The 22,723-nt window shown below is 40.8% G+C and carries 28 protein-coding genes and 1 riboswitch; of the genes, 3 read left to right on the top strand and 25 right to left on the bottom strand.

Annotated elements, in window-relative coordinates; genetic code table 11:
- Positions 1-70: 70 nt before the first annotated feature.
- The 6 genes from ACQ4XT_RS14500 to ACQ4XT_RS14475 form a co-directional block, all read right to left on the bottom strand.
- Positions 71-346: a CD3324 family protein gene (locus ACQ4XT_RS14500; RefSeq protein ID WP_446854297.1), complete on the bottom strand. Its 276-nt coding sequence runs from the start codon at positions 344-346 to the stop codon at positions 71-73.
- Between the two features lie 368 nt (positions 347-714).
- The gene (locus ACQ4XT_RS14495) at positions 715-1,191 is read right to left on the bottom strand and encodes a GNAT family N-acetyltransferase (protein ID WP_446854296.1); all 477 of its coding nucleotides are present in this window, start codon (positions 1,189-1,191) and stop codon (positions 715-717) included.
- On the bottom strand, positions 1,136-1,552 hold the full coding sequence (locus ACQ4XT_RS14490; protein ID WP_446854295.1) for a GNAT family N-acetyltransferase: 417 nt from the start codon (positions 1,550-1,552) through the stop codon (positions 1,136-1,138). The genes ACQ4XT_RS14495 and ACQ4XT_RS14490 overlap by 56 nt, the downstream gene beginning before the upstream one ends.
- 141 nt (positions 1,553-1,693) lie before the next feature.
- A complete protein-coding gene (locus ACQ4XT_RS14485) occupies positions 1,694-2,518 on the bottom strand; it encodes a DUF4037 domain-containing protein (protein ID WP_446855690.1) in 825 nt (274 codons plus the stop codon).
- 64 nt (positions 2,519-2,582) lie between these two features.
- Positions 2,583-3,494, bottom strand: coding sequence for a S66 peptidase family protein (locus tag ACQ4XT_RS14480; protein ID WP_446854294.1), 912 nt, complete (start codon positions 3,492-3,494; stop codon positions 2,583-2,585).
- A gap of 40 nt (positions 3,495-3,534) precedes the next feature.
- Complete coding sequence (locus ACQ4XT_RS14475) at positions 3,535-4,017, bottom strand: GNAT family N-acetyltransferase (RefSeq protein ID WP_446854293.1); 483 nt, start codon at positions 4,015-4,017, stop codon at positions 3,535-3,537.
- A gap of 496 nt (positions 4,018-4,513) precedes the next feature.
- Positions 4,514-4,618, top strand: a riboswitch (SAM riboswitch).
- A gap of 182 nt (positions 4,619-4,800) precedes the next feature.
- On the opposite strand from ACQ4XT_RS14475, the gene ACQ4XT_RS14470 reads away from it, so the two are divergent.
- Positions 4,801-5,850 (top strand): homocysteine S-methyltransferase family protein, encoded by a 1,050-nt coding sequence (locus ACQ4XT_RS14470; protein ID WP_446855688.1) that lies wholly within the window; start codon positions 4,801-4,803, stop codon positions 5,848-5,850.
- A gap of 366 nt (positions 5,851-6,216) precedes the next feature.
- Here ACQ4XT_RS14470 and ACQ4XT_RS14465 read toward each other — a convergent pair whose 3' ends face one another.
- The 14 genes from ACQ4XT_RS14465 to ACQ4XT_RS14400 all read right to left on the bottom strand — a co-directional run bounded on the left by ACQ4XT_RS14465 (position 6,217) and on the right by ACQ4XT_RS14400 (position 17,438).
- Positions 6,217-6,546 (bottom strand): DUF4257 domain-containing protein, encoded by a 330-nt coding sequence (locus tag ACQ4XT_RS14465; RefSeq protein ID WP_446854292.1) that lies wholly within the window; start codon positions 6,544-6,546, stop codon positions 6,217-6,219.
- A gap of 233 nt (positions 6,547-6,779) precedes the next feature.
- Positions 6,780-7,046, bottom strand: a complete 267-nt coding sequence (locus ACQ4XT_RS14460; protein ID WP_446854291.1) for a hypothetical protein — start codon at positions 7,044-7,046, stop codon at positions 6,780-6,782.
- A gap of 518 nt (positions 7,047-7,564) precedes the next feature.
- Positions 7,565-8,026 carry a heme-binding protein gene (locus ACQ4XT_RS14455; protein WP_446854290.1) on the bottom strand — a complete coding sequence of 154 codons (462 nt, stop codon included), beginning with the start codon at positions 8,024-8,026 and terminating at the stop codon, positions 7,565-7,567.
- Positions 8,027-8,038: 12 nt separating this feature from the next.
- Entirely contained in the window at positions 8,039-9,226 is a 1,188-nt protein-coding gene (locus ACQ4XT_RS14450) for an MFS transporter (RefSeq protein ID WP_446854289.1), read from the bottom strand.
- Positions 9,227-9,249: 23 nt separating this feature from the next.
- The gene (locus ACQ4XT_RS14445; protein WP_446854288.1) at positions 9,250-9,984 is read right to left on the bottom strand and encodes an IclR family transcriptional regulator; all 735 of its coding nucleotides are present in this window, start codon (positions 9,982-9,984) and stop codon (positions 9,250-9,252) included.
- A gap of 654 nt (positions 9,985-10,638) precedes the next feature.
- Complete coding sequence (locus ACQ4XT_RS14440; protein ID WP_446854287.1) at positions 10,639-11,049, bottom strand: NUDIX hydrolase; 411 nt, start codon at positions 11,047-11,049, stop codon at positions 10,639-10,641.
- Position 11,050: 1 nt separating this feature from the next.
- Positions 11,051-12,073, bottom strand: a complete 1,023-nt coding sequence (locus ACQ4XT_RS14435) for an aminoglycoside phosphotransferase family protein (protein WP_446854286.1) — start codon at positions 12,071-12,073, stop codon at positions 11,051-11,053.
- A 35-nt stretch (positions 12,074-12,108) separates the two neighbouring features.
- The gene (locus ACQ4XT_RS14430) at positions 12,109-12,630 is read right to left on the bottom strand and encodes an NUDIX hydrolase (RefSeq protein ID WP_446854285.1); all 522 of its coding nucleotides are present in this window, start codon (positions 12,628-12,630) and stop codon (positions 12,109-12,111) included.
- Positions 12,631-12,755: 125 nt separating this feature from the next.
- On the bottom strand, positions 12,756-13,310 hold the full coding sequence (locus ACQ4XT_RS14425; RefSeq protein ID WP_446854284.1) for a class I SAM-dependent methyltransferase: 555 nt from the start codon (positions 13,308-13,310) through the stop codon (positions 12,756-12,758).
- Complete coding sequence (locus ACQ4XT_RS14420) at positions 13,307-13,498, bottom strand: hypothetical protein (protein ID WP_446854283.1); 192 nt, start codon at positions 13,496-13,498, stop codon at positions 13,307-13,309. Before ACQ4XT_RS14420 ends, ACQ4XT_RS14425 begins: the two co-directional genes overlap by 4 nt.
- Positions 13,499-13,787: 289 nt before the next feature.
- The gene (locus ACQ4XT_RS14415) at positions 13,788-14,189 is read right to left on the bottom strand and encodes a VOC family protein (protein ID WP_446854282.1); all 402 of its coding nucleotides are present in this window, start codon (positions 14,187-14,189) and stop codon (positions 13,788-13,790) included.
- Positions 14,190-14,363: 174 nt separating this feature from the next.
- Positions 14,364-15,371 (bottom strand): phosphotransferase family protein, encoded by a 1,008-nt coding sequence (locus ACQ4XT_RS14410; RefSeq protein ID WP_446854281.1) that lies wholly within the window; start codon positions 15,369-15,371, stop codon positions 14,364-14,366.
- Positions 15,372-15,671: 300 nt separating this feature from the next.
- On the bottom strand, positions 15,672-16,298 hold the full coding sequence (locus ACQ4XT_RS14405) for a DJ-1/PfpI family protein (RefSeq protein WP_446854280.1): 627 nt from the start codon (positions 16,296-16,298) through the stop codon (positions 15,672-15,674).
- A 600-nt stretch (positions 16,299-16,898) separates the two neighbouring features.
- Positions 16,899-17,438 carry a P-loop nucleotide/nucleoside kinase family protein gene (locus tag ACQ4XT_RS14400; protein WP_446854279.1) on the bottom strand — a complete coding sequence of 180 codons (540 nt, stop codon included), beginning with the start codon at positions 17,436-17,438 and terminating at the stop codon, positions 16,899-16,901.
- Between the two features lie 274 nt (positions 17,439-17,712).
- Here ACQ4XT_RS14400 and ACQ4XT_RS14395 point away from each other — a divergent pair, with 274 nt between their 5' ends.
- Positions 17,713-18,162: a DUF1569 domain-containing protein gene (locus tag ACQ4XT_RS14395; RefSeq protein ID WP_446854278.1), complete on the top strand. Its 450-nt coding sequence runs from the start codon at positions 17,713-17,715 to the stop codon at positions 18,160-18,162.
- 561 nt (positions 18,163-18,723) lie between these two features.
- On the opposite strand, the gene ACQ4XT_RS14390 is transcribed toward ACQ4XT_RS14395, so the two are convergent.
- The 5 genes from ACQ4XT_RS14390 to ACQ4XT_RS14370 form a co-directional block, all read right to left on the bottom strand.
- A complete protein-coding gene (locus ACQ4XT_RS14390) occupies positions 18,724-19,329 on the bottom strand; it encodes an ABC-2 transporter permease (protein ID WP_446854277.1) in 606 nt (201 codons plus the stop codon).
- On the bottom strand, positions 19,322-20,188 hold the full coding sequence (locus ACQ4XT_RS14385) for an ABC transporter ATP-binding protein (RefSeq protein WP_446854276.1): 867 nt from the start codon (positions 20,186-20,188) through the stop codon (positions 19,322-19,324). The genes ACQ4XT_RS14390 and ACQ4XT_RS14385 overlap by 8 nt, the downstream gene beginning before the upstream one ends.
- 4 nt (positions 20,189-20,192) lie before the next feature.
- Positions 20,193-20,564: a GntR family transcriptional regulator gene (locus ACQ4XT_RS14380; RefSeq protein ID WP_446854275.1), complete on the bottom strand. Its 372-nt coding sequence runs from the start codon at positions 20,562-20,564 to the stop codon at positions 20,193-20,195.
- A gap of 305 nt (positions 20,565-20,869) precedes the next feature.
- Complete coding sequence (locus ACQ4XT_RS14375; RefSeq protein WP_446854274.1) at positions 20,870-21,154, bottom strand: hypothetical protein; 285 nt, start codon at positions 21,152-21,154, stop codon at positions 20,870-20,872.
- 192 nt (positions 21,155-21,346) lie between these two features.
- Positions 21,347-21,502 carry a hypothetical protein gene (locus ACQ4XT_RS14370; protein ID WP_446854273.1) on the bottom strand — a complete coding sequence of 52 codons (156 nt, stop codon included), beginning with the start codon at positions 21,500-21,502 and terminating at the stop codon, positions 21,347-21,349.
- Between the two features lie 381 nt (positions 21,503-21,883).
- Between ACQ4XT_RS14370 and ACQ4XT_RS14365 the strand changes: the two genes are divergently transcribed.
- A complete protein-coding gene (locus tag ACQ4XT_RS14365; RefSeq protein ID WP_446854272.1) occupies positions 21,884-22,606 on the top strand; it encodes a 3-ketoacyl-ACP reductase in 723 nt (240 codons plus the stop codon).
- The last annotated feature ends 117 nt before the right edge of the window (positions 22,607-22,723 follow it).

The raw sequence follows: 22,723 nt of genomic DNA, 5'->3' as shown, positions 1-22,723 counted from the left end.
AAAGGGGCACAAGCGCAATTGATAGGACGAGTTTAATTTAGAATGAAACCATCTAAAAGAGATTACCTGATCAGGTAATCTCTCTTCTGGAATAGATGATTTTTTTAATGGTTTCAACTGAGAGATGGTAATTTCCTGCAATGGCTTCTATGGACTTTCCATCTGCGTAGTCTTCTTTTATCTTTCTATTCCGTTCCGATAATTCTCTTCTAATACCAGTGCGTGCCCCCCACTTTTCACGGGTATTCCCGGATTTGGGCACATAAAGGGTCTCCCCTTGTATATATTTTTGTACTTCTTTCAACAACTCTATCGGTAAAGCATCTTTGGCATTCACATATTTCATTTTTCGCCAGCTCCTTATTTTTATGATCAATAAATAATAAGGGGCAAAGCCAAATGAATAATCTTATGACGATATCAACGAATATGACCCCATGCAAAGAATCGCCATACATTCATAGGCTTTGCATGAGTTTCTCTCGTCTTCCCGACTGGGTAAGAAAGGTTTTCCAAATCGTCCACCTCCGTCGACAGTTGATGGTGCTCATTCAATCATCTCAAAATATTCTGACAAAAACAACGTTTTGAAAAAGGACCCACGATAGATTATGCGTAAATTTCATTTCAACCTCATGACCAGGGGAGGGGCATCCAAAAAATAAACCGCTACTAATTCCGCCGAAAAGAAACCAGGATTCCATCAATAGTCCATCACGAGGCATCAATTGGAAAGATGTACACGTTGTACTTCAAATAAAGTTCCAACCCGACATTTTCTGCAATTTTATTGGAAGGCGTATTACTCGCTTCACAATCCCAGTATGGAATCCATCCTTTCCTTTCACATTCTTTCACAACCCAATGGGCTGCCTTCTGACCTAATTTATTCCCCTGATGCTCTTCTATGGTTTCTATATCCAATCCGTGCACATGTCCAGCTACAAATCCAGAAAAACATAAGCTGACAATCTTGTTTTGGTAGAGAATACCGTACCCCGTCCCTTTTTGAAAAAATTCCATGGGAGAAGGCCAGAATTCTAATATTTTCGAGTGTAAAAAACCTATATTTTCCAGATAATGATCCTGATTGTCAAAAACATCTTTGGTGACTTTAAATGTTATGTATTCTTGTTTAATCGCAGGTTCCTTTTGATTGATCGCCTGAGGTTTTTTCCAACTTATAGACATTCTGATTTGATTTCTCCATGTCACGATGACCAAAGACCTTCTCAATCGTCTTCTCCCATCCGGGATGATGACCGATGGCTATAAAATTACGTACATTCAGCTTCTTTGCTTCAGGAAATATGACTTCTTCTATAAAACCGTTGATATGGTCATTAAATGGCTCATTTCCTTCATCTCCAATAAAGAAGAAACCATCATGGTTCCCCAGCCAGATCAGTCCTGTTTGAGGAGCATCGGTATCATCTACAAAAATCCGACCTGGATTATTCCCTTCTATGACCGCTTGAACTTCTAAATGTCCATCATCGTTTGTTAACTTTCCGCATTTATAGAATTCTGCTTTATTAAGTTCACGGATCATTCTTACTCCTCCTCCTGATCGCTTAAGTCCGCCACATACTTTTACTGCATTTCCGATAAAAGAAAGCTTTCATACCGTCAATCTCTGAGGTTTGATTGATCTGGGTTGGAGAAAGTTACAATCAACCCTTTGAAGTTCCAATCATTTAACATATTCTATATTTCTCTTCTGTTCGCTAATGTCCAAACCAGGATGGTATTCCTTAACCAATTCCATAACCTCTTCAATTAAACCTTCTAACTCTTTCACACCGCTTGCCGGGTCCCCTATCCATGTTTTGTTCATGCGAGCATGGAGATTTTCCGGTTTGATTTCCATCCGTTCGATATTATTTTCCATCCATTTAAAGACAGGGTGGTGGACATACATACGATTCAGGCCAAACAAAACGCCGAACAATTTCTTCTGCACTCCACACAGGACATCATAGAGCATCAACCAGTCCTGACGTTTCAAGAGAGCTTCCCGGTTATTCCAGCGATTCCCCAGCCATAGATTTTCTGCAATCATCCGTGCTGAAAGTTCGAAAGGATAGACAGCCAACCTGTTCTTCCATTCAGTGATTTTTCCTTCCCCGCAGAGACTTACACCATCATGGATGGAAGCTACTATACATTGTTTGTCATAATCGGTATCGTGTTCATCCACCACATCGGAAATGAAGCGTTCTACTGATTCAACCAAAAAGCTGCTGATTTCAAATTTAACGCCGTCCCGGGTTAAGTAGGCTTCCGACCATTCTTCATCTTCATAAGGATGATAAGACAGAATGGTGCCACCTATTTGCTCAATGGGAGATTTCCGCTCATGATCCGTCGGGGGATTGGACCATAAAATATGTAATTCAATATCTGAATGTTCATCATCTAGGTTTTTAGACACAGAACCAGCAAGTAGAATGGCTTTAACCTTTGGGTTCTCTTCATACAGAGCGGCCATATCTATTGATTGTTTGAATAAATCCAATTTCATTCCAACCTCCAATTGTTACGTTACATAACTTTTTCAACATATAGATTGTTGTTCGAAATCAATAGTTCACTCCTGAATCAACGACCAATCGAGGCGGCGACGTCGTGAGCTTCGCGTTTACCCCAAACGGTACACCATAATTCGGCTGGCAATGACCAAAGTGAAAGTTCTCAACAACAGGAAATGGAGAACCGGCGAAGAAACGGTGAAGCACTTTTTTCAACTCCGTTTCTTCTTCTGTTTCCACCTGGAAATTCCCTAATACGACACCTTGAACGTCATTGAAGACACCCGCTTGTTTAAGATGAGTAAGCTTCAAATCGATAAGAAACGGTGGTTCTGCAACTTCCTCAAGTAGTAAGATGGCGCCAGCTGTGTCCACTTGGTAAGGCGTGCCCAAACCGTTGGTGAGGAGTGTTAAATTCCCTCCCACTAAACGTCCCTCTCCCGTACCATGGGCGAGCGTGTTGAGAGTTGATCGGTTAGAATCATAGGTCATCATCTCGCCTGTAAACAGAGATGAAAACGATGATACTGTCTCTTTTGTTCGCTGTTCATCATTAAGATCAGAGGCCACCATAGGCCCGTGGAAAGTCACCAGACCACTGAAATTGTAAATAGCATGAAGCAGGTACGTTAAATCACTGTATCCCCAGAATATTTTAGGGTTACTTTTTATCTTTTCGTAATCAATCATAGGTGCAAGCTTCGCTGTGCCGAACCCTCCATTGGTGCAAAAAATTCCGCGGATTGCAGGGTCGTTAAAGGCCTCATGTAAATCAGCAAGTCGCTTTTGATCGACCGTTGCATGCTCTTCATCGGTTTGGAACACATGGCGTCCAATGATGACTTCAAGATCCATTTTTTCCAACACACGTATCCCCTGGCTTAATTGCTCCCGATCCGGAGGTCCCGCCGGTGCAATCACTGCTACCCGATCCCCCTCTTGTAAAGCACGGGGGTTAATCATAATATCCCTCACTTTCTGGTTAATGGAAATGGAACAACGATTAAGCTAAGTTGAATTTCATCTCCATTTTTCTACTCTTTGTTGTCATCCCCATAGACCGATAAAATTCTATGGCAGCAGTATTTTCCTCAGATACTCCCAGTTCAACACGATCGACCTTGAGGCTACGTCCGAAATCAAAAACGTGGGCAACTAGTTTTTTTCCAATCCCCTTGTTTCTATGCATTTCAGAAACGCATAAACTATGGATAGATAAAACCTTTCTCGCTTTGACAAAAGAATTCTCAGGTGTTTCCTCTTCCTTAGTCACTACAACTCCCACGATCTCATTGCTTAAGATAGCCACAAACATGTGCTGTTTGTTATCCATCACCTGGCTTTCAAAGAACTCTCTCTCGACTGGAGTTGCATTCTCTTTGTACAAATCCGGTCTTACACGAACGTGGAATTCATGAACCTGCCTAAATAGAGGCAGCAATGACTCATAATCGCTCTCCTCGGCTCTTCGAATAGATAGATCCATTTTCTCTCCCCCTAGTCACTTACTTGCCCTACTTATTCAACTTAGATATTTTTATTAGTCCGCCGATTTTTTGATAAAAAAAGGAACGTTCGTGCCATCATCACTGGTATCCAGGCATGACAAGGTTGGTAATGAAACAAGCGCTTTTATACTTCAGTATATTTCTCTCATGCCATTCATCAATCTCTTAAGCTTGACTGGTATGGTTGAGGGATTAAACCATAGGTAAGGGAACGGTTCTTTCGTTCAATTGCGGGCTCATAAAAGGTAGGACCTGTTTAAGTCTTCAAACCAAGATTACCATAAGTTTCTTTTTTTGTGGAAAGAGCTCAGGTACTTTTAAACAGAATCCCGAAACTTTTTCTGAAAATTCCATTGATTCTTCTTTCATTTTCCTGTATTGTAAATCGCAAGCGAAATGATAAACTCCACTTTTGATTTGAGGATACGCTTTACGACGTGTCCAACTGCTTTTCCTAAAACTACATAATTATGAAACTTATCCAGAGAGGTGTAGGGACTGGCCCTTTGATACCTCAGCAACCAGCCATTGGCACGGTGCTAAATCCAGAAGGTAGTTGTTCTACCTTGAAGATAAGGAGACTCTTTATACACAAAGGACCCCTTATCCAAGGAGGTCCTTTATTTTTTTGAAGAAAATGATTTCTGAACAGAGTTGAACCAATGTCAGCTCATGCAAGGCAGAAAGTCAGCGTGTCCCTGTCAGAAGGGGCTAGCTTTCTAATAAAAGACTCATACAAAATGGAAAGGTTGTGGAATGAAATGAAACGATCATTAGAACAGAGATTACAGGATGGACCCGTCATTTGTGGAGAAGGATACTTATTCGAACTGGAGCGCCGCGGCTATTTACAGGCCGGCTCCTTTGTACCTGAAGTAGCCCTTGATAACCCACAGGCATTGAAACAGACGTACCGTGACTTTATGCTCGCAGGCTCGGACGTCGTCTTGGCCTTCACCTATAACGGCCACCGAGAGAAAATGAGAATCATCGGCAAAGAGGACCTATTAGAGCCGCTTAACCGTCAGGCCATCCGCCTGGCCAAAGAAGTAGCTCAGGAGCACCCGGAGGAAGAAGCCCTTGTTGCCGGGAACATTTCCAACACGAACTTGTTCAACCCTGATGATCCTGAAGCTGTTGAAAAAACAAGAAGCATGTTTGGGGAGATGATCGGCTGGTGTAAGGAAGAAGGCGTGGATTTTGTGAATGGCGAGACCTTCTATTATTACGAAGAAGCGCTGATTGCTCTCGAGGAAATTCAAAAACAAGATTTGCCTGCCGTGATCACATTCGGTCTGATGGGGGAAAATATTCTCCGGGATGGCTATGAAGTGGAAGAAGCCTGCCGCTTATTAGAAGAAAAAGGCGCGCTTGTCGTCGGTATGAACTGCTTCCGCGGCCCAGCGACAATGCAGCCATATGTAGAAAAGATCCGTCAAACAGTGGACGGTTATGTAGGTGCCCTTCCCATCCCTTACCGCACGACGGAAGAACACCCGACCTTCTTCAACCTGCCGGACGGGGGCTGTGCCTGTACACTTCCAACGGAAACCACGTTCCCAACGTCCCTGGACCCGCTCTACACGAACAGGTATGAACTTGCGGAATGGGCCAAAGAAGCGCACAGCATTGGTGTGAACTACCTGGGACTCTGCTGTGGAGCTTCTCCTGCCATGCTTCGTGAAGTAGCAGAATCCGTCGGCCGTACAGCTGTAAACTCCAGGTATTCCCCGGATATGGAAAAACACTTCCTGTTCGGCAATGACGACACGCTGCAGGATCACATCACCTCTTATAAGACTAAAGCGTGAGTCAAACGCCTGTCCGAAATACGGACAGGCGTTTTTTTAAGTTTCACCTATTTGCATTACTTTACGCGGAACAAAGGGTCATCCAGCATTCCGCTTTCTATCTGAGGCTATGTACTAGACTGCAATTCCCTTCCATTACAGGAGCTTTCAGTCTTCCTATAGTGCAGTTCATGACACGTACTGGTTTTAGTAACGGTTTCAGTAGTCAGAAAGAGCTGGATCAAGGCATAACAAAAAAATGACCTTACCTGACTGTTAACGTAATGATGGGATAAAAGCGGGGGCATTTTTGTAGGAATGGTAGAAAAGGAGGATTCCAGAGGAGATCAACTCTGAAGAAAAAATAAGGATTGGATTAGAAAATATCTATTTTAATCTTTGATTGATCCGATCCAATCCTTCTACTTTCGCTTTTTCCACATTCAATTCTCTTTTTAATAATACATTTTCCGCTGTCATCCCCGCTAATATAGAAATGCCAATCAGCGACCTTAATACCTCAGGCTCAGGGATAATATAAGTAACGGCGAAAACTGAAGCTGCCGCCCCGATAAGGAAATCTGCCAGGAACCCTAAATAAATTCCCTTGGGCCGTTTTCTTTTTTTAGGGAAGATCAGCACCTTTCCATTTCTCATTAAATGAGAGACAATGCCTGTCATCCCCCCGATACACCCAGCAATAAGTATCGTATTCATAAGAAATTTTCCCCCTAGACTAAAAAGAGCGGCAGTTGGTAGAAAGAAACTTAGAAACATACGCTACTATGCACTAAATCCTCAACCAAGCTCGCCGCTCCGTTTAAGTCCGTTATTTTTTTAAATACAGGTATCCCACTATAATGAACACCGTAGTAATAGTGTACACTATTATTATCAGAAAATAAATACTATTTTGCAAAATAATGTCTGCAATAACAACTTATACCAGTCTAGAGATGTATTTTATTTAACCATTCATGGATCTGATCTTCATAATACCTGACTTCCTTCTTCGACGTAGAGTCAACCAATTCCTTTCTCAACCGTTGGTACTCTTCCAATTGGCGCTTCGTTATGGACAGCTCGTTGGTTGATTGAAGATTATCTAAGTACTGTTGGATTTCTACAAAATAAAAACGGGTTTCCTCTATCGATTGTGCATTTTTAAAGGCATTCATTAGATCGTCATAGGTCTCTTTTTCATTCATCATATTCAATCACCGGCACCTCCTCTTTATTGTTACTGAACGGGCGCATAACACTAAAAAAACAGATTCTCTTCAAAAACGAAATGGATTTTGTCTTGTACACCGATTTATACTTCATACCCATTATACAAGATTTTCTAACGGATATAGTTAGTCCCTCATCATTTATACAAATCTTTTTTCATTAAATGAAAGAAGTGGATAATCGGTCGAGTGGGTGATACCTCGAATAATAAGGAGATTAAGCGTTGATCTATGGTTACACTGTTTTCATCGTATTACCTCTGGATTGTCCAGGATTAGACTCTATTTACTTTTATTAAAAGTAAATAGAGTCTATGAATCATTGCACCTATGGTTTGGAATACATTATTGTATGATATTACAAGTAAGATAAGCTAATAAATAAAAAAACAGACAGCCCAAATCATATGATTTGGACTGTCAAACAGTATCATGTTTCGTTTATTTCTATTGAATAGGTACTCTTGTTTATACGTTTACCTACTGGTTTTTATGGCGGTAACTCATTCACCTTTTCCTAAGAATCGCTTCATACCTGCCACACAATAATCATGGTCCATTTGCGGAGTGAGTCCCGCGACAGTAACAGAACCGACCGTGCCTACACCCTTGATCGCAATGGGTAGAGCACCACCGACAGCCTGATATTCCTCTTCGGAAAGTAAGGAACTTTCATTGTGTGTAGTTCCCATTTCTTCAAAACGAGCGGCAATGAATTGCGTGCTATGGTTATAGTGATCCACGACTTTTTTCTTCCGGTATAACCATTTCATATTCTCTTCCGATGTTCCATCCATTAAATGAGTGAAAAGTGGCAGACGGTTCTTCTCGATGTGTACCGCCACAGACTTACCATTTTCTTTGGCATAATTGACAAGTTCCATACCAAGCTGTAATGCCTGTTCATTTGTAAATTGTTCAAACTCAAGCTCGTTCTCAAGTTGTTGCAGTTGTTTTGTATTCATATCTATTCTCCTTTAGAATAAATTTTGTTTTTTATCTAATCTATAATTGATCACAGCCAACAGGAGTGCGATGGCCACCATAACAGCACCAATCCAGGCTGTATCAAGGTAGTCCATAGTCTCCACAACAAAGCCGCCGATGGCAGATCCTCCTGCAATCCCGATATTGAAGGCAGAGATATTCATCGCAGAAGCGACATCTTTTGCTTTTGGTACAAGCTTCTCAGCGAGCATTAGGATGTAGGACTGAACCCCCGGGGTCAACATAAAGGCAAATAAACCTAGAATGAAAACAGAAAGATAGCTAAGGGAATGATTCGGAAGCAGCACCATTTGTAACAACAGTACGAAGATTTGGATAAAGAATACAAATCGTAACGCCTTTACAGGATGATTGTTACTAACTTTACCACCGACAATATTGCCAATAGCCACGGCTATTCCGTATAAGAGAAGCATCCATGATATAGCCCCTTCTGAGAACCCACTTACATCTTCAAGTATTGGAGAAAGGTACGTAAATAGCGCGAAAGTTCCTCCAAAACCGAATGCGGTCATCAGTAGAGCAAGTAAAATTCTTGAGTTAGATACGAGCCGTCCAACGTCGCTGAGAGTTGGGGATTCAGCTGGCCGCTTCATACGCTCAACTGCCCAAACATTGGCGACCAGTCCAAGGAGGCCGAGAGCTGCAACAGAGTAGAATGTGGCTCTCCAGCCAACCGCCTGCCCAACAAATGTCCCGAATGGAACACCAATAATGGTGGCAACCGTCAATCCTGTGAACATAATGGAAATGGCTTGGGCCTGCTTGTCTTTTGGAACAAGTTCAGCAGCTACGGTTGAGGCAATGGCGAAGAACACACCATGCGCTACAGCTGTGATTATGCGTGATATGAGAAGTAACTCATAGGTTTGGGAAAGTCCTGAGAGGACATTCCCAATGATAAAAATGGACATAAATGTAATGAGCAGGCCCTTTTTAGGCAACTTCCCCGTCATCGTCGTAACAATGGGGGTTCCAATCGCAATAGCTGCTGCGTAGCCTGAGATTAGTGTACCTGCTTTGGTTACGGAAATGTCCAGGTCAGCAGCAACGGTTTGAAGGAGTCCGACAATAACGAACTCCGTCGTACCAATAGCAAAAGCACTGATCGCTAGTGACAAAAGTCCGATAATAACTTTTGGTGACAATTTACTCATCGTTGTCTCCTCCTTACGTCAAGTTACAATAGTTTTGATATTTGAGCGCTACATGCTCTGATTTTTTTACTTATCTGTGTGTCGTATGGCTTAGGAATTCTACTAGCCGGTCCAGACAATGCTACAGAGGCCACCACTTCCCCGTTTCGATAAATAGGGGCCGCAATGCATCGAAGTCCAATCTCGGTTTCTTCATCATCCACTGCATAGCCCTGATTTTGAATGGCTTTGAGGTGATAAAGAAACAATTGTTCATCGTCGAACGTATTCACTGTTTGCTTCTTCCACTGCAGTTTTTTCAGGAATTTCCTTTGTCTTGGTTCGTCAAAAAAAGCAACGATGGCTTTGCCAAGGGCACTTCCGTGAGCAGGATCACGATCCCCCACTTGTGAATGGATGCGCATCGCATGTGTACCATTGACCACCTGAGTGGTAATCACATCTGTCCCGTCCAGGATGCCGATATATACGGTTTCTCCCAGATCATGACTGAGTTCATACAGAGGGGAAACCGATACCCAATCCACTAAAGGATTATGGTCTTGTTTGAATTCCGTAAGCTTAGATGAAACCCGGTAAACTTGACCATGCTTCTCTACATAGGCCATGTGTTCGAGCGTATAGAGCATGCGAAAGGCCGTTGTTTTGTTTAACTTCATGTGATGCATCACATCGTTCATTGTCATTCCCCCGCTCTCCATAAGCAGATCGAGAATGATCAGTCCTTTTTTCAACGTTGAAACTTCATATTGACTCATGAGTGTGTGCCCCCTTTGCACATATGTCATCATATAGTGCTGTATTGTGAATATCAAAAAAAGAAGTTGTGGTTTCTATATTTGAAACTCACAACTTTATTGTTAACTTCTAAACCCGATCTAATAATGGTTTCGTGAGGTATTAACCAATAAAAAAGCACCTACCTTAAAAAAAGGTGGTGCCCCATTTTCTTCTTGCAATAAGGAGCATAAATCACTTGCTCCCATTTGTTTTGTCCAGCAATGAAACGGTATCTAAATATTGTAAATAAGTCCCCCTATGTTGGTGGTCAACAAACACTTTGTTATTTGAATTGGACATTCCCATTATCCTTTTACCGATTATACAGGAGGCGTTCCGGTTGAAGAATAATTCTTATAAAAACATAATCCGTTAAGATATTTAGCGTTTTCTTGTGTACGACTCAAACTTATTTTTTTATGATTTCCAATGTGACGTTTCGTAATTTTCTTTCTCTTATAAAACACGCAAATCATATTAGTAGCAACTACTAATGAAAAAACAAAATGAAATTACCATTAAGTTTCATTAGAGCCATCTCACTTAATCTCCATTAGGATTGCGCAGTTTCTTCATTACTTTACTCCCTTCAGTCTCTGGTGTAATTTATCAACACTACATAAATCGGACTTTTAACCCTGATATGTATAAGGAGCAGATGATTTAAGTAAACTTTCTACCCCACCTGCATTATAAGGCATTCGTTTATTAGCAGTTTTTATATCTACCCACTTAATTTCATCGATCTCATCATTATGTAATATTTGTAGAGAACCTTCCACAATCTTCGCCTTAAAAGTAATGAAAAGGGCATGATGGCCCTTTTTTTCAAAGAAAGCTTCATTTACAGCAACTATGTTTTGAGTTTCTATTGTTAGATTTGTTTCTTCCTTACTTTCGCGTATTGCTGCTTGTTGAAAGGTTTCACCATTTTCAACAGCGCCTCCTGGAAGAGACCATCCACTATTTTTATTCTTCACCATCAAAACTTTCTCTTCAATTTCATTAAAGATAAAGGCGTAAGCTACATCAACTCGATCCATTTTAGATCACTCCTACCTTGTTGTTAAGCAAATCAAGAAGTATGGGGATTGAATTTTCATATTGTCTAAGTTCCAAAAGTGTTTCCGTTACTTGAGCAGATCCCAGCTTTTGCTCCTCTTCATCTGAACATTCCATTTTCAAAGAACGTTTTAAGTTGTATTCAAGCCATCCTAACTTACCTGAATACCCAGTTTCTAATACCCGGGTCCAATCTGCTTGAAGTACGCCGTATTTCTTTTTATAACCTTTTATAAATGCCATAAACCGTTCTTCATTTATGTTCCCCAATCCGTCATAGGACCAATAGATTGCTGTTTCTATTAAGTCCTGCATAGGATTTATATAGCCTGCTGACTCCCAATCAATGACTACCGGGCTATCTTGGTCCCACATCACATTCTTGGCGTCTAAGTCCCTGTGACTAATCACCATGTCTGATGAGAGAACTTCAGCTGCTTTTCTTGACTTAGACTCCCATTCATAGAGTTTATCCTTGTTATCGTTCAATAACCCTGCCCATTCAGCACTCGCCTGCAGACCTTTCTTCAAGTAATCATCCCACTTTATCAGGGGGCCGTTACTTAGTCCATCAAACGCAATATCCAGGTCTTTAAAGTTTATATTATGGATATCCGCAAGAATTGAACCCATTCTCTTACTATGTACTTTCCTAATGTCTATAGGTTTTAGAATCCTGCCGTCCATCCATTCAAACACCATATAGTACTGGTTATTTATTTCATGAACAGATTTGCCGTTAATGATATTCGCTGGCAGTGCCGGAATGTGGTTGGAAGCAAGGTTTGCGATTCTTTCAGAGTTCATATAGTTCATCATTGCCTCTGGCCTTTTCATTATTTCAGGATTCAATACTTTCACTGCATATTTACCTTTTGTTGTTTCTAATAGGTACATTTTGTGTAGAAGTCCGCCAGCTATTTGTTCAGCAGGGCCGACGATTTCACCCAAGCAAGCATTAAAGCATAGCCGTTTAAATGGAAGATCATATTGACCATCATTCATCTTTCAAACCACCTTTTGACAATATGTAACGTATTTCATTTTAAATTGTGTGCTCCCATGTTCTTTCTCAAATCAAACAATAATTCAATCAACGACTCATGATAAGGAATGAATAAACCTTCAGAAATCATACGGATGATGTCATCCTTTGACGCCCATTTCACCTGATTAACTTCTTCTGTCGGTAGCGGAAGGGCTGAGATATCTACATCGGTTTCAATAAGATAATAATCATCAAATCCATACTCAAAGTTAACAGTTAGAGAAGGTCGTCTATCTCGAAGGTGCAATGGATAACCGATTTCTTCACTCACCTCTCTTTCTGCTGCCTGATGACTTGTTTCCCCGGCGATCGCGCTGCCTCCTACGGTAATGTCCCACATGTTCTTCCAGTCTTCCTTACTTGGCTGACGCTGTTGAATCAGCATTTCTCCATCTTGATTAAATAAACACACGTGAATCACTAAATGATAAGCACCTTGTTCAAATCGATCCCCACGCTTCATTTGCTTGCCTGTCAGATTTCTGTCCTTGTCGTAAACATCCCACATCTCCATGTTCCCACTCCTCCTTTAATTTTTTCGTTAGCGTCATATGTTCTATAAAGATTTAAAATGGCACCTGATCCCCAATCTTTTAAGGTGGCAGAGCGGGGAGGGCAGGCGCCGTTATAATCGGTCACTCAACGAACTTTTTTAATCATATACATATGATAGCGAGCGTCGAATTCCGGGTAGTCTGTATAGTGGTCAGCAAGTACTTCCCATACGACCTCCATCTCATCCAGCACACGCTTCAAATAGATTTCCCTCTTTACCCCCTGGATCATGAAAATGGCCAACACCCCACCGTTTTTCAGCTCTGAAGCAATACGCTGGAGGAGCTTCGTTTCGTTCTCCACATCCCTTTTATAAAAGTGCAGCATTGAATCCATAAGGACAATGTCGTGTTCCTCTCTTATCGGGTAGGTGTACACATCTCCTACTTTGCCGGTCACGTTTAACTGCTCGTCACAGGCGGCTTGATTCATTTGATCGAGCCCGACAGTGGAGACATCAACGCCTGTCACTGTGTACCCTAACCTTCCCAAGCATAATGAATCTCTGCCCTGGCCGCATCCCAGATCGAGCACATGCCCTTTCGGCTCATACGTCTCAAAGAATGCCAAAAGTCCAGGATAAGGGTTTCCGAAATAATTCTGTTCTTGATAATGTGTATCATAGACTGGTTTCGTCATGATGCTTCACCACGTTTCCAAACTCTCATCAGCCTTGGATGGGTCATATTAGAGGCATCTCTTGCATCCTTCAGCAATCCTGAGAATGCCTTCCATACGAGGGATTTGCGTTCAGATCGCCCCAACACAAGCGGTGCACTCAAGCTGTCAGCGTCTCCTCCGATTACAAACACTTCCACATGTTTCACTTTACCCTCTCCCCTTTTCATGAGCGGTTTTCACTTGAGACGTCTCTCCGCAAACAAGATTAGTAGCTCTATCACCTAATCTTCTTATTCAGGATGAATAACCCTGCCATTCAGCCGGGCACAAATAGAAAAAATAGGAGGTCATATTCATGACCTCCTATTGACTTCCAGCTAAAGACTAACTGGGGAAAGTTTCAAAAAAACCAAAAATTTCTTTCCGAGTAATTTAAGATGATTAAACGATATCCCGTTTATGTAAGAATCGGAAACAAGATCATTGTTTAACAATTTATGGTGATGGGGCAACAAATTCTACTTTGATTCGATCCGGGTCTTCAAAGTAAACCGCATAATAATCCTCCCCACCTGCAAATGGATGTTCGTTTTCGTATAAAATAGTTATACCTCTCTCCTTGAGCATTTTTGTCATTTCGTCTACTCTTTCACGGGAAGATGCGTGAAAAGCCAAATGATTTAAACCGGTCCTGCACCTGTGGTAAGGGACGTCTAAAAACTTATTTTCTGTTTGAACAAACACCAAATAAGTTTCTCCTAACTTCCAACTTTGTCCCTCCTCCCATTTTTGATAAGACTGGTAACCTAACTCTTCCAAAAACCAGTTCCAAAATGATTCTGACTTCTTTAAATTGGAAACATAAATTTCTACATGATGAAGTAAGCCTTCACTCACTAAAATCTCCCCTTCCTATGCTTAATCACATCATAACAATGTCAGATCTATTAAAGAATCGCTCCCTTTACTTGAAAACTCAGCTTCAAACTGAATAATACCTTCACCCATCTTTAATAGAACCTTTTGTTAGAAAAGGATGCGCCCACATTCACACCCTTTCAAGCCTTCCGTCTACCTTATCTTCTCTTGAACCTCTGCATAGCGGTCCCATTCCCGGAACGTTTTTCGAAAAAGGCTTTGAATATCACGCAACCGCGTTTCTTCACAGCCCTTTTTACTCACCATATCGCATAATGCGATCATATCCATCATTTTCGCTTGCTGCAGCCATTCCACAGGGAGTTCTCCTCCATGCTGAAGGTAACTTGAAATGAATGGACCTAGAAATGGAGAGTTTTCCACATCCTCATAGCGAAGCAAATTTCCGATGTCATGTAACGGAGAGTGGCTGAACGAAAACTCCCAATCTATGATGCCCGTCACTTCCACCGCTTCTCCGCCAGTTTTGACGAGAATGTTCAAGGGGTTGAAATCGCTATGCACTAAAGAACGCTGCTCCCCGATTCGATCCAACAAATAAGCCTGCTCATCAGCGAATCGTCTGATCTCCTCGACCATTTCTGAACCTATGTTCTCCTCTACATAGCCCTTAGTGATGATATCCTCTAATACACTCCTGAAAGAATCCGCTCCAATCGTCAAAAATTCCTGCACATTCAGCTCTTCATCAAAGAACCCTGGTGCAGAGAACTGAATGGAATGCATCTCGGCGAGCCACCTGCCGACTTTGTGTCCGGCATCCGATAATTGATCGGCATTCCCTTCGTTGAACACCTCGGATAGCTGAAAACCCTCCACCCAACTCAAAACGAGAAAAGGGTACTCGACCCGGGACAAGGAAAAATCATGATATAGTACTTCCGGAACAGGCAGGTGGTTTTGGACACGTTCCAAAATCCGCTTTTCGATATGACCTTTAATGCCGCCACCATTGTAAATGCGTAGTACAACATCCTCTCCATCGGTAAGGGAGAGTTTGATATTCGAATTGCTGAGTCCTCCATCGATCGGTTCAACTCCCATGACCCGTCTGCCCCGCAAGAAGGAATGCAGCATGTCCGATAATGTTTGACCATCCGGGACGATGACCGGAGTCGAGCGTTTCCATCCTGTTTTCATTTCCACCACTCCTCATTTGTTCAGTACCTTTTTTAAAGGAAAACATCAGCATACAAAAATCCCCACACTATCAAAACCTTTGTAAACGAATGGCTACATACAAACACTCCATCGTCATAAGTGCATATTTAATACAGCTATTAACGAAGTACGTTTGGTCTAAGTTGCTTTTATTTATACTTTTCTACATAACCATCCACGATATTTTACGATATTTCACTTAGAGTCTATTTCACATTAGCCCCGCTTCTATAAGATTCGATTTCAAGATATTGATAGTGAAAAAAACAAACATCCTAATTAAGAAGGTAGTGTCTGCATTAACTCGTAGAAATATTTAGGATCACCTGTATTGAAGTAGTTATACCACGCCTCAAGGGTATCCTCCGAGAACACATCTAACTTCTCCAGTATAATTTTAGCGAAGAGCAACGCACCTGCAGAGCTAGCTGTTATCAAATTTCCATCTGAAACTGCTTTAACATCTCTATAATAATATTCTCCTTTATAGCTAGGGCTTACCATCTTGAGATAGTCTAAACTGTTACTTGTATGTACATGTCCATCAAATACACCAGCTTCGGCAAGTATAGATGTAGCACCGCAAATTGCACCAACGGCTGCTCCACTTTCTAACAATTCAATTGACTTGTTAATAATCGGTTTGTGTTTTGGGTCGTTCCACGTATCTGATCCTGGCAGCAATAAAACTGTTGTTGGTGAAGAAATGATTTCTTCAGCGGTTATTTCTGGTACAACTCTCATCCCTCCCTTGGTTACTATTGAATTCCTGTCAGCCCCAACGATTTCAACAGAAACATTATCGCTATTCTTCTTAAAGTATTGGCCGGAATTTAACTCTGACGTCACATATCCAAGCTCCCAGTCTGCTAGTGTGTCCAGTGCATAAATATAGACATTAATCATAATACCCCTCCAAAAGTCACTCTTATTCCACTATGTACATACGGTTAATATACTAGTCCTAACTTTTTTATTCCCTTTGCATAAACAATGAAAAACTCCATATCGAGCAATCGCCAGCGATACTTGAAGACTTGATTTTAAGATCTCCTTCTACTTATTGCAGAAACATCACCGTTAGTTGAAAAGAAAATTCCCTACAAACCCCAAACAAAGTCATTAAGAAAAAGCTCCAAAAAAAACAATATCCTATTAACTTTATTGGTAATGGTAGTTTTCCTCCGCTAGGTTTAGGATAACCTTGCTTGTGGGCTTTAGAATCACTGAATGGTTTATGTTGGTTTCCATTACCCATAGACGATTCAACACCTCCATTATAGAAGTTCAATAGTATTCCTCTTCACCTTTATTGAAATTTCTCCTATTACACATACGATACTTCTCCAATTTAGTTTCAAAATACTTAATATCTCGAAACTGAGTCTTTCATAAACCTGCCCAACTCTTTAATAATAAAAGGGTGATCATTCTTATTGAATAATCGCCCCCTATTCCTGAAGGGTCAGCTTCAAGATATTATGGAATTTAAAACCCTTGTGTTGTTCAATAGGTCTTATTTTCAATTACAATTTCTCCTTCACCATTCGGTATCTCGAAGCCCTTAAGGTAAGAAGTTAACAATTCTTCAGAAATGGGAAAAGAATTTGCATCAAAACGTTTGTTACGTAACTTAAGTCGTTCACGTAAATCATCTGGATGAACTTTTAAATAAAAAAGTTTCCATTTACCTCCAGAATCCTCAATTAGTCTCTTATATTGGTCCCTTCTTCCACGATCCCAAAAACTGAAATCAATGACCACCTGTTGTTTATCATGAATTAACTTTATTAAAAGATTGCGTAATTTACTTTCTGCATCTTTCTTATATTCCTCAAATTTTTCAATGGGGAAATCAATCCCATAACGACCTTTTGTAGCCCATATTTCTTCATCAATAGAGAGACGTACAAAGCCTTCTTTTTCTAATTGTTGTGAGAATGTGGTCTTCCCAGAACCAGCCACACCACACATCATTACTACCAATGGAGTCAAATCATCCTTTCTTTCATTAAGAATGATGTCTAAATCATCTTTTCTAAACATCTGTAGGTCCCCCTATTCTTTATGAGATTTCCTTTATTTCCATATATCATTCACAATTGACTTGTATTCTAAATTGCCATTAAACCTCCATAAAGCACTTTACTTTTCATTAAACAATCACCCCTTATCTGGAAGATTTGATTCCGAGATATCCTGAAGCAAAATTTAAACAATAGCATCAGTTAGTTAAAAGGATAAAATAACGTTGACGTTGAATTATGTACTATATAATTAAGCGCGTTTTTGTAATAAAAAAAACGAAAGGAGTAATCTAATGAATAATATTTTTGAGATCACGTATACAGATGAAATATTAAATCGTATTGAAAACTTGAGTGTGGATTCACAACCAAAGTGGGGAAAAATGGATGTTTCTCAAATGTTAGCTCATTGCTCCTCTTTCCAAGATATCGCAATGGGAAATTCTTTACCTCCAAGAGGTTGGCTGGGGTTATTCGTAGGTAGATTTGCAAAACCCATCTTTTATAATGACAAACCTTTAGACCACAATATGTCGACTATTCCTACTATCTTAATTACAAGTAAAAGAGATTTTGAAATAGAAAGAGAAAAACTGAAACAAAAAATAATAACATTTCAAAAGAATGGACCAGAGGCTTGTACAGATCATCCACATCCTTTTTTCGGAAAACTTACTTCCGAACAATGGGGAAAAGGAATCTACAAGCATCTTGACCACCACTTAAAACAATTTGGTGTATAATCGCTGGAACCCGGGACGATGACCGGAGTCGAGCGTTTCCATCCTGTTTTCATTTCCACCACTCCTCATTTGTTCAGTACCTTTTTTAAAGGAAAACATCAGCATACAAAAATCCCCACACTATCAAAACCTTTGTAAACGAATGGCTACATACAAACACTCCATCATCATAAGTGCATATTTAATACAGCTATTAACGAAGTACGTTTGGTCTAAGTTGCTTATATATATACTTTTCTACATAACCATCCACGATCCTGTATTGGACATTTCATTTATGTTTGAAATGGCCGTATGTTTTTGGATAATAGAAAGACCGTAAAATAAGCACTCTGCATAAACTTTGCCTATTTTACGGTCTTTCACTTAGAGTCTATTTCACATTAGTCCCTGTTACTATAAGACTTGATTTGTATAATTTCTTGCAAATCTATAACTAACGCTCAATTACTCTATACTTTGAAGTCATCCACCTTCGTACATAAACAGCCAGACTATTTTTTGTATGTGAAATAGCGAAACAGAGAGAATCATCCTCCCTATTCCAACGTTCGTACTCTGTCAAAACGCTTTTCGTTGATAAATAACATGGGAAACGCTCCATGAGATGCCATATACAATCATCACAGTGATTACTGCTCCTGTATACAAAGCCTGAACAGAAAGATTAGCGACAAAATTGGTTAAAGGAGTCAAATAGCCTTCTAAATAATTCAGGATGGAAGGTCCAATTCCTGCCAAAATGAGAAAAGAGATCAGCACGATTGTGAATATATAGCCTTGTTTAAAGATGTAGAACAATGGAAAAGTGAATGCGGAAAAGGTTAAGAACAGTCCGCTTCCGATGGCAATATCCTTGATTGTGAATGGTTTATCCAATAAAAATAAAGCAAGGCTCGATAACACAAGGGCAAGAATCATATATAAGATCGCACCTAGATAACGGGATGCTATAATCTCCTTACGTGTATAAGGCAGGGAATTCAATAACACATTGGTCTCCGCTTTTTCATCATAAGCATAAGCGTTAAAAGGGATGAAAATACTTGCCACGAGAAACGTCAGAATGGGATGTGAATTCGACAAAATAAAGATTAAAATAAATGGAATAAAGAAAAGCAATTGTTTTTTCTGCAGAATAACATCACGTCTTATCAAATTAAACATTCTGATTTTCTCCCTTCGTGTAATACATAATTTCTTCCAGAGAGGCCTGTTCGATCACAACCGAATCACCGAAAGTATTTTCCACCGCTTTCACATTTTCCGTTAAGGCTTGAAACCCTGTGCAGGCCCTCTCTACATGTACAAAATCCTGCTCTGTGTCTCGATCTAATAGGTCCAATCCCCCTTTAACGATGGCATAATTATCGGAGATGTCCTGGATGGACTGATTAAATACTAATTCCCCTCTCTGGATAAAGGCGATGTAATCCGCGATTCGATCAAGATCTGTCGTTATATGGGTAGATAAAAAAATCGTTCTCCTGCCGTCGATCATGACCTCCTGCAAAAGTTCCAACAGCTCCCGCCTGAAATTGGGGTCCAAACCAGCTGTCGGCTCATCCATGATAATCAACTCAGCATGATGGGATAAGGCAATGGCCAAGGATGCTTTCATCTGCATTCCTTTTGAGAAGGTCTTTATCGATTTATTGAGCGGCAAGTCAAACTGTTCCACATATTTATTAAATAATCCATCATCCCACCGTTTGTACGCAGGGCCGACGATCCGTCTTATATCTTTCAAATTCAACCCTTCAAAGAAAACATTTCCATCGTACACAAACCCAATGCGTTCCTTGATCTCTTTTTCATGTGTCCTGTAGTCCAACCCGAACACCTTGACCTCCCCTGCATCCGGCTTTAATAAATTCATCATCATCTTTATCGTTGTCGACTTGCCGGCGCCATTATCTCCAATGAAACCTGTAATCAACCCTTGCTTCACTTGTAAATCGATGTTTTCTACGGAAAAGCCCTTGAATTTTTTTGTCGCGTTTTTTAATTCAACCACATTCTCCATGGTTTCACTCCTCATATAAAGTTGTTAATAATTGCTGTAGATCATCAAGTGTGAGGCCGAGCTCCCGGCTGTTGGCTATGACCGCACTCAGCTGATCTTCCATAGCTTTGATCTTCCTTTCTCTCATGACCTCTAAATTCTGTTCAGCGATGAATGATCCTTTGCCCACGATGGAGTAGATAAAACCAGCCTTCTCCAATTCTTCATACGCACGCTTCGTCGTGATCACACTAATCTGTAAATCTTTGGCCAACTGACGAATCGATGGTAACGCCGTACCCTCAATCAGGTCACCTGCTAAAATAGAAGATTTGATCTGATTCGTAATTTGTTCATAAATCGGCTCCTTCGATTTATTGGAAATAATAATCTGCATGCTAATCCCTCTTTTGTATCCTTGTTCCTCAGGATATAATGTATATATACTATATACACATTATATACACAGTCGAATGCAACTACAACCATTAATTGGTTTTTTACATAAAAAAAACAGGGCGATCCTTTTGTTTATGAATCTTGCACAAACAAAAGTGTCGACCCGTTGTCTATCCAGCAAGTGAATCGCCGGATCTTTTTATACTATAAAAAGAAAATCATTCCATTGAACAAACGACCCCTTCTTCAACTAACGCAACCGTTAGTTATACATAAGGAACTAAATAAAGTGACAATAAGTCATTATTTCCTACCTTTTATTTCTAAAAGTATAGGTGCTATATTTAGTAAGATCGAAACGATTGTCAAAAACCATAATGCCCTTTCCATGCCTGGTACGACATCCAATAAAGCTGCCCAGTCTTCCACTCTTACCCACCGAGATACAAGGCTGTATTCTGCACAAAGTGTTAATGCTGTAAATGATATTCCCATCGCCATAGCAAGCTTATAATCCTTTCCTGCTTTGTACATATAAAGATTTACAAAAGTTGCGACTATAGCAATAACCCCTAATATTATCCACATAGTTAAATATGTCCCCCCATACATTAAGATTTGAATTCACGATCATTTATACACAAGCCGCAAATTTATGGGGCCGCCTTTTCTGAATGAACATGACTAAAGTTCTTAATACAAAAAGACCGCCTTCTATTGAAAAGGCGGTACCCATAACTATTGGTCTCCTTTTTTCAAGGAATTGCGAAGAGAGGGGGCCTAATCCTTCTCCAGAATGACAAGGGAAGAAACCATTGGAACCAATCCAACTGGACTCTGTGAAACAACCTTCCATCCCTCTTGCAGAAGCTGATTTAACTCACTTACGTTATTCTTTTTATCGGATTGATAATGAACTGTGATCGCCTTTTGCATCATACACCTCCCCGAACCCAATAGGCTATACGTCATACTGCTTTAAAAGATATTACCCATGGTGACATACAGCAAAGTTGTTCAATATAATAGCCTGTACGTTTTCCTCCACGTAAAGGTTCCAAACCTTGTAATACGTTTTAAAAAAACTTTCCGTCTGCGGAAAACTCAGTTCAAGTTATGTAACTCATCTCTCTTTTGGATTCCAAGACTCAGGCTTCTACTTCATGCCTGGGTTGTCTCAAAAGCACAAAAGTTTCCATAAACTCCCTCCCTCTAATAGTCTATCAAAGGAATCACCCCACAGGTAGACGCTATCTTTTGATTTCAAAAACGGAAACTCGTAGACTTGAAGGAAGAACAGGAAAAGGAGTGAGGATCATGGCACAGGAAATCAAAGGGAAAATCGCTTATGTGACGGGTGCAGGCCGCGGCATCGGACGTGCGACAGCGTTGCAACTTGCAAAAGAAGGGGTCCATGTCGGGCTGATCGCCCGGACAGAAAGCCGTCTTGAAGAGGTTGCAGAGGAAGCTCGTTCTTATGGTGTTCAGGCGTCTGTAGCAGCTGCAGATATTTCTGACCTTGAACAAGTTGAAAAAGCGGTCCAGCAGTTGCAGGAAGAACTAGGTGAAGCGGACATCCTTATTAATAATGCGGGGATCGGAGTATACGGGAAGTTCCTTGAACTGGAGCCTGAAGAATGGAAACGGACGTTTGAAGTGAATGTTTACGGTACATACCACGTGACGAGAGCGGTCCTGCCGATGATGAAAGAGAAAAAACAAGGCGATATCATCAACATTTCATCAAGCAGCGGTCTCAAAGGGACAGCCGGATCCACGGCTTACAGCGGTTCGAAGTTCGCCCTGCAAGGCATGATGGAAGCTTTGATGCAGGAAGTGAGAAGGGACAACATCCGTGTCTTCACGTTGAATCCGAGCCTCGTGGCGACAGAACTTGCTTTAGGGGAAGATATGGAAGGACAGGATAAAGAGAAGTACATGCAGCCGGAGGACCTTGCTGAATACATGGTTTCTCAATTGAAATTACATCCTCGTATCTTCATTAAGCAGTCGCTTCAATGGGCGACCAATCCTTTCTAAATACATCGACTACACCTGGGAGCATCAACCAACCTAAAATAATAGAATCAGGAAACCGCCTGGATGTTAACAACCAGGCGGTTTCCTTTTTAAAAAAAGGCTGACGCATCCACGTCA

The sequence above is a fragment of the Halobacillus sp. 12SKB genome (assembly GCF_052941655.1).
This window is presented reverse-complemented; position numbering and strand designations above follow the sequence as displayed.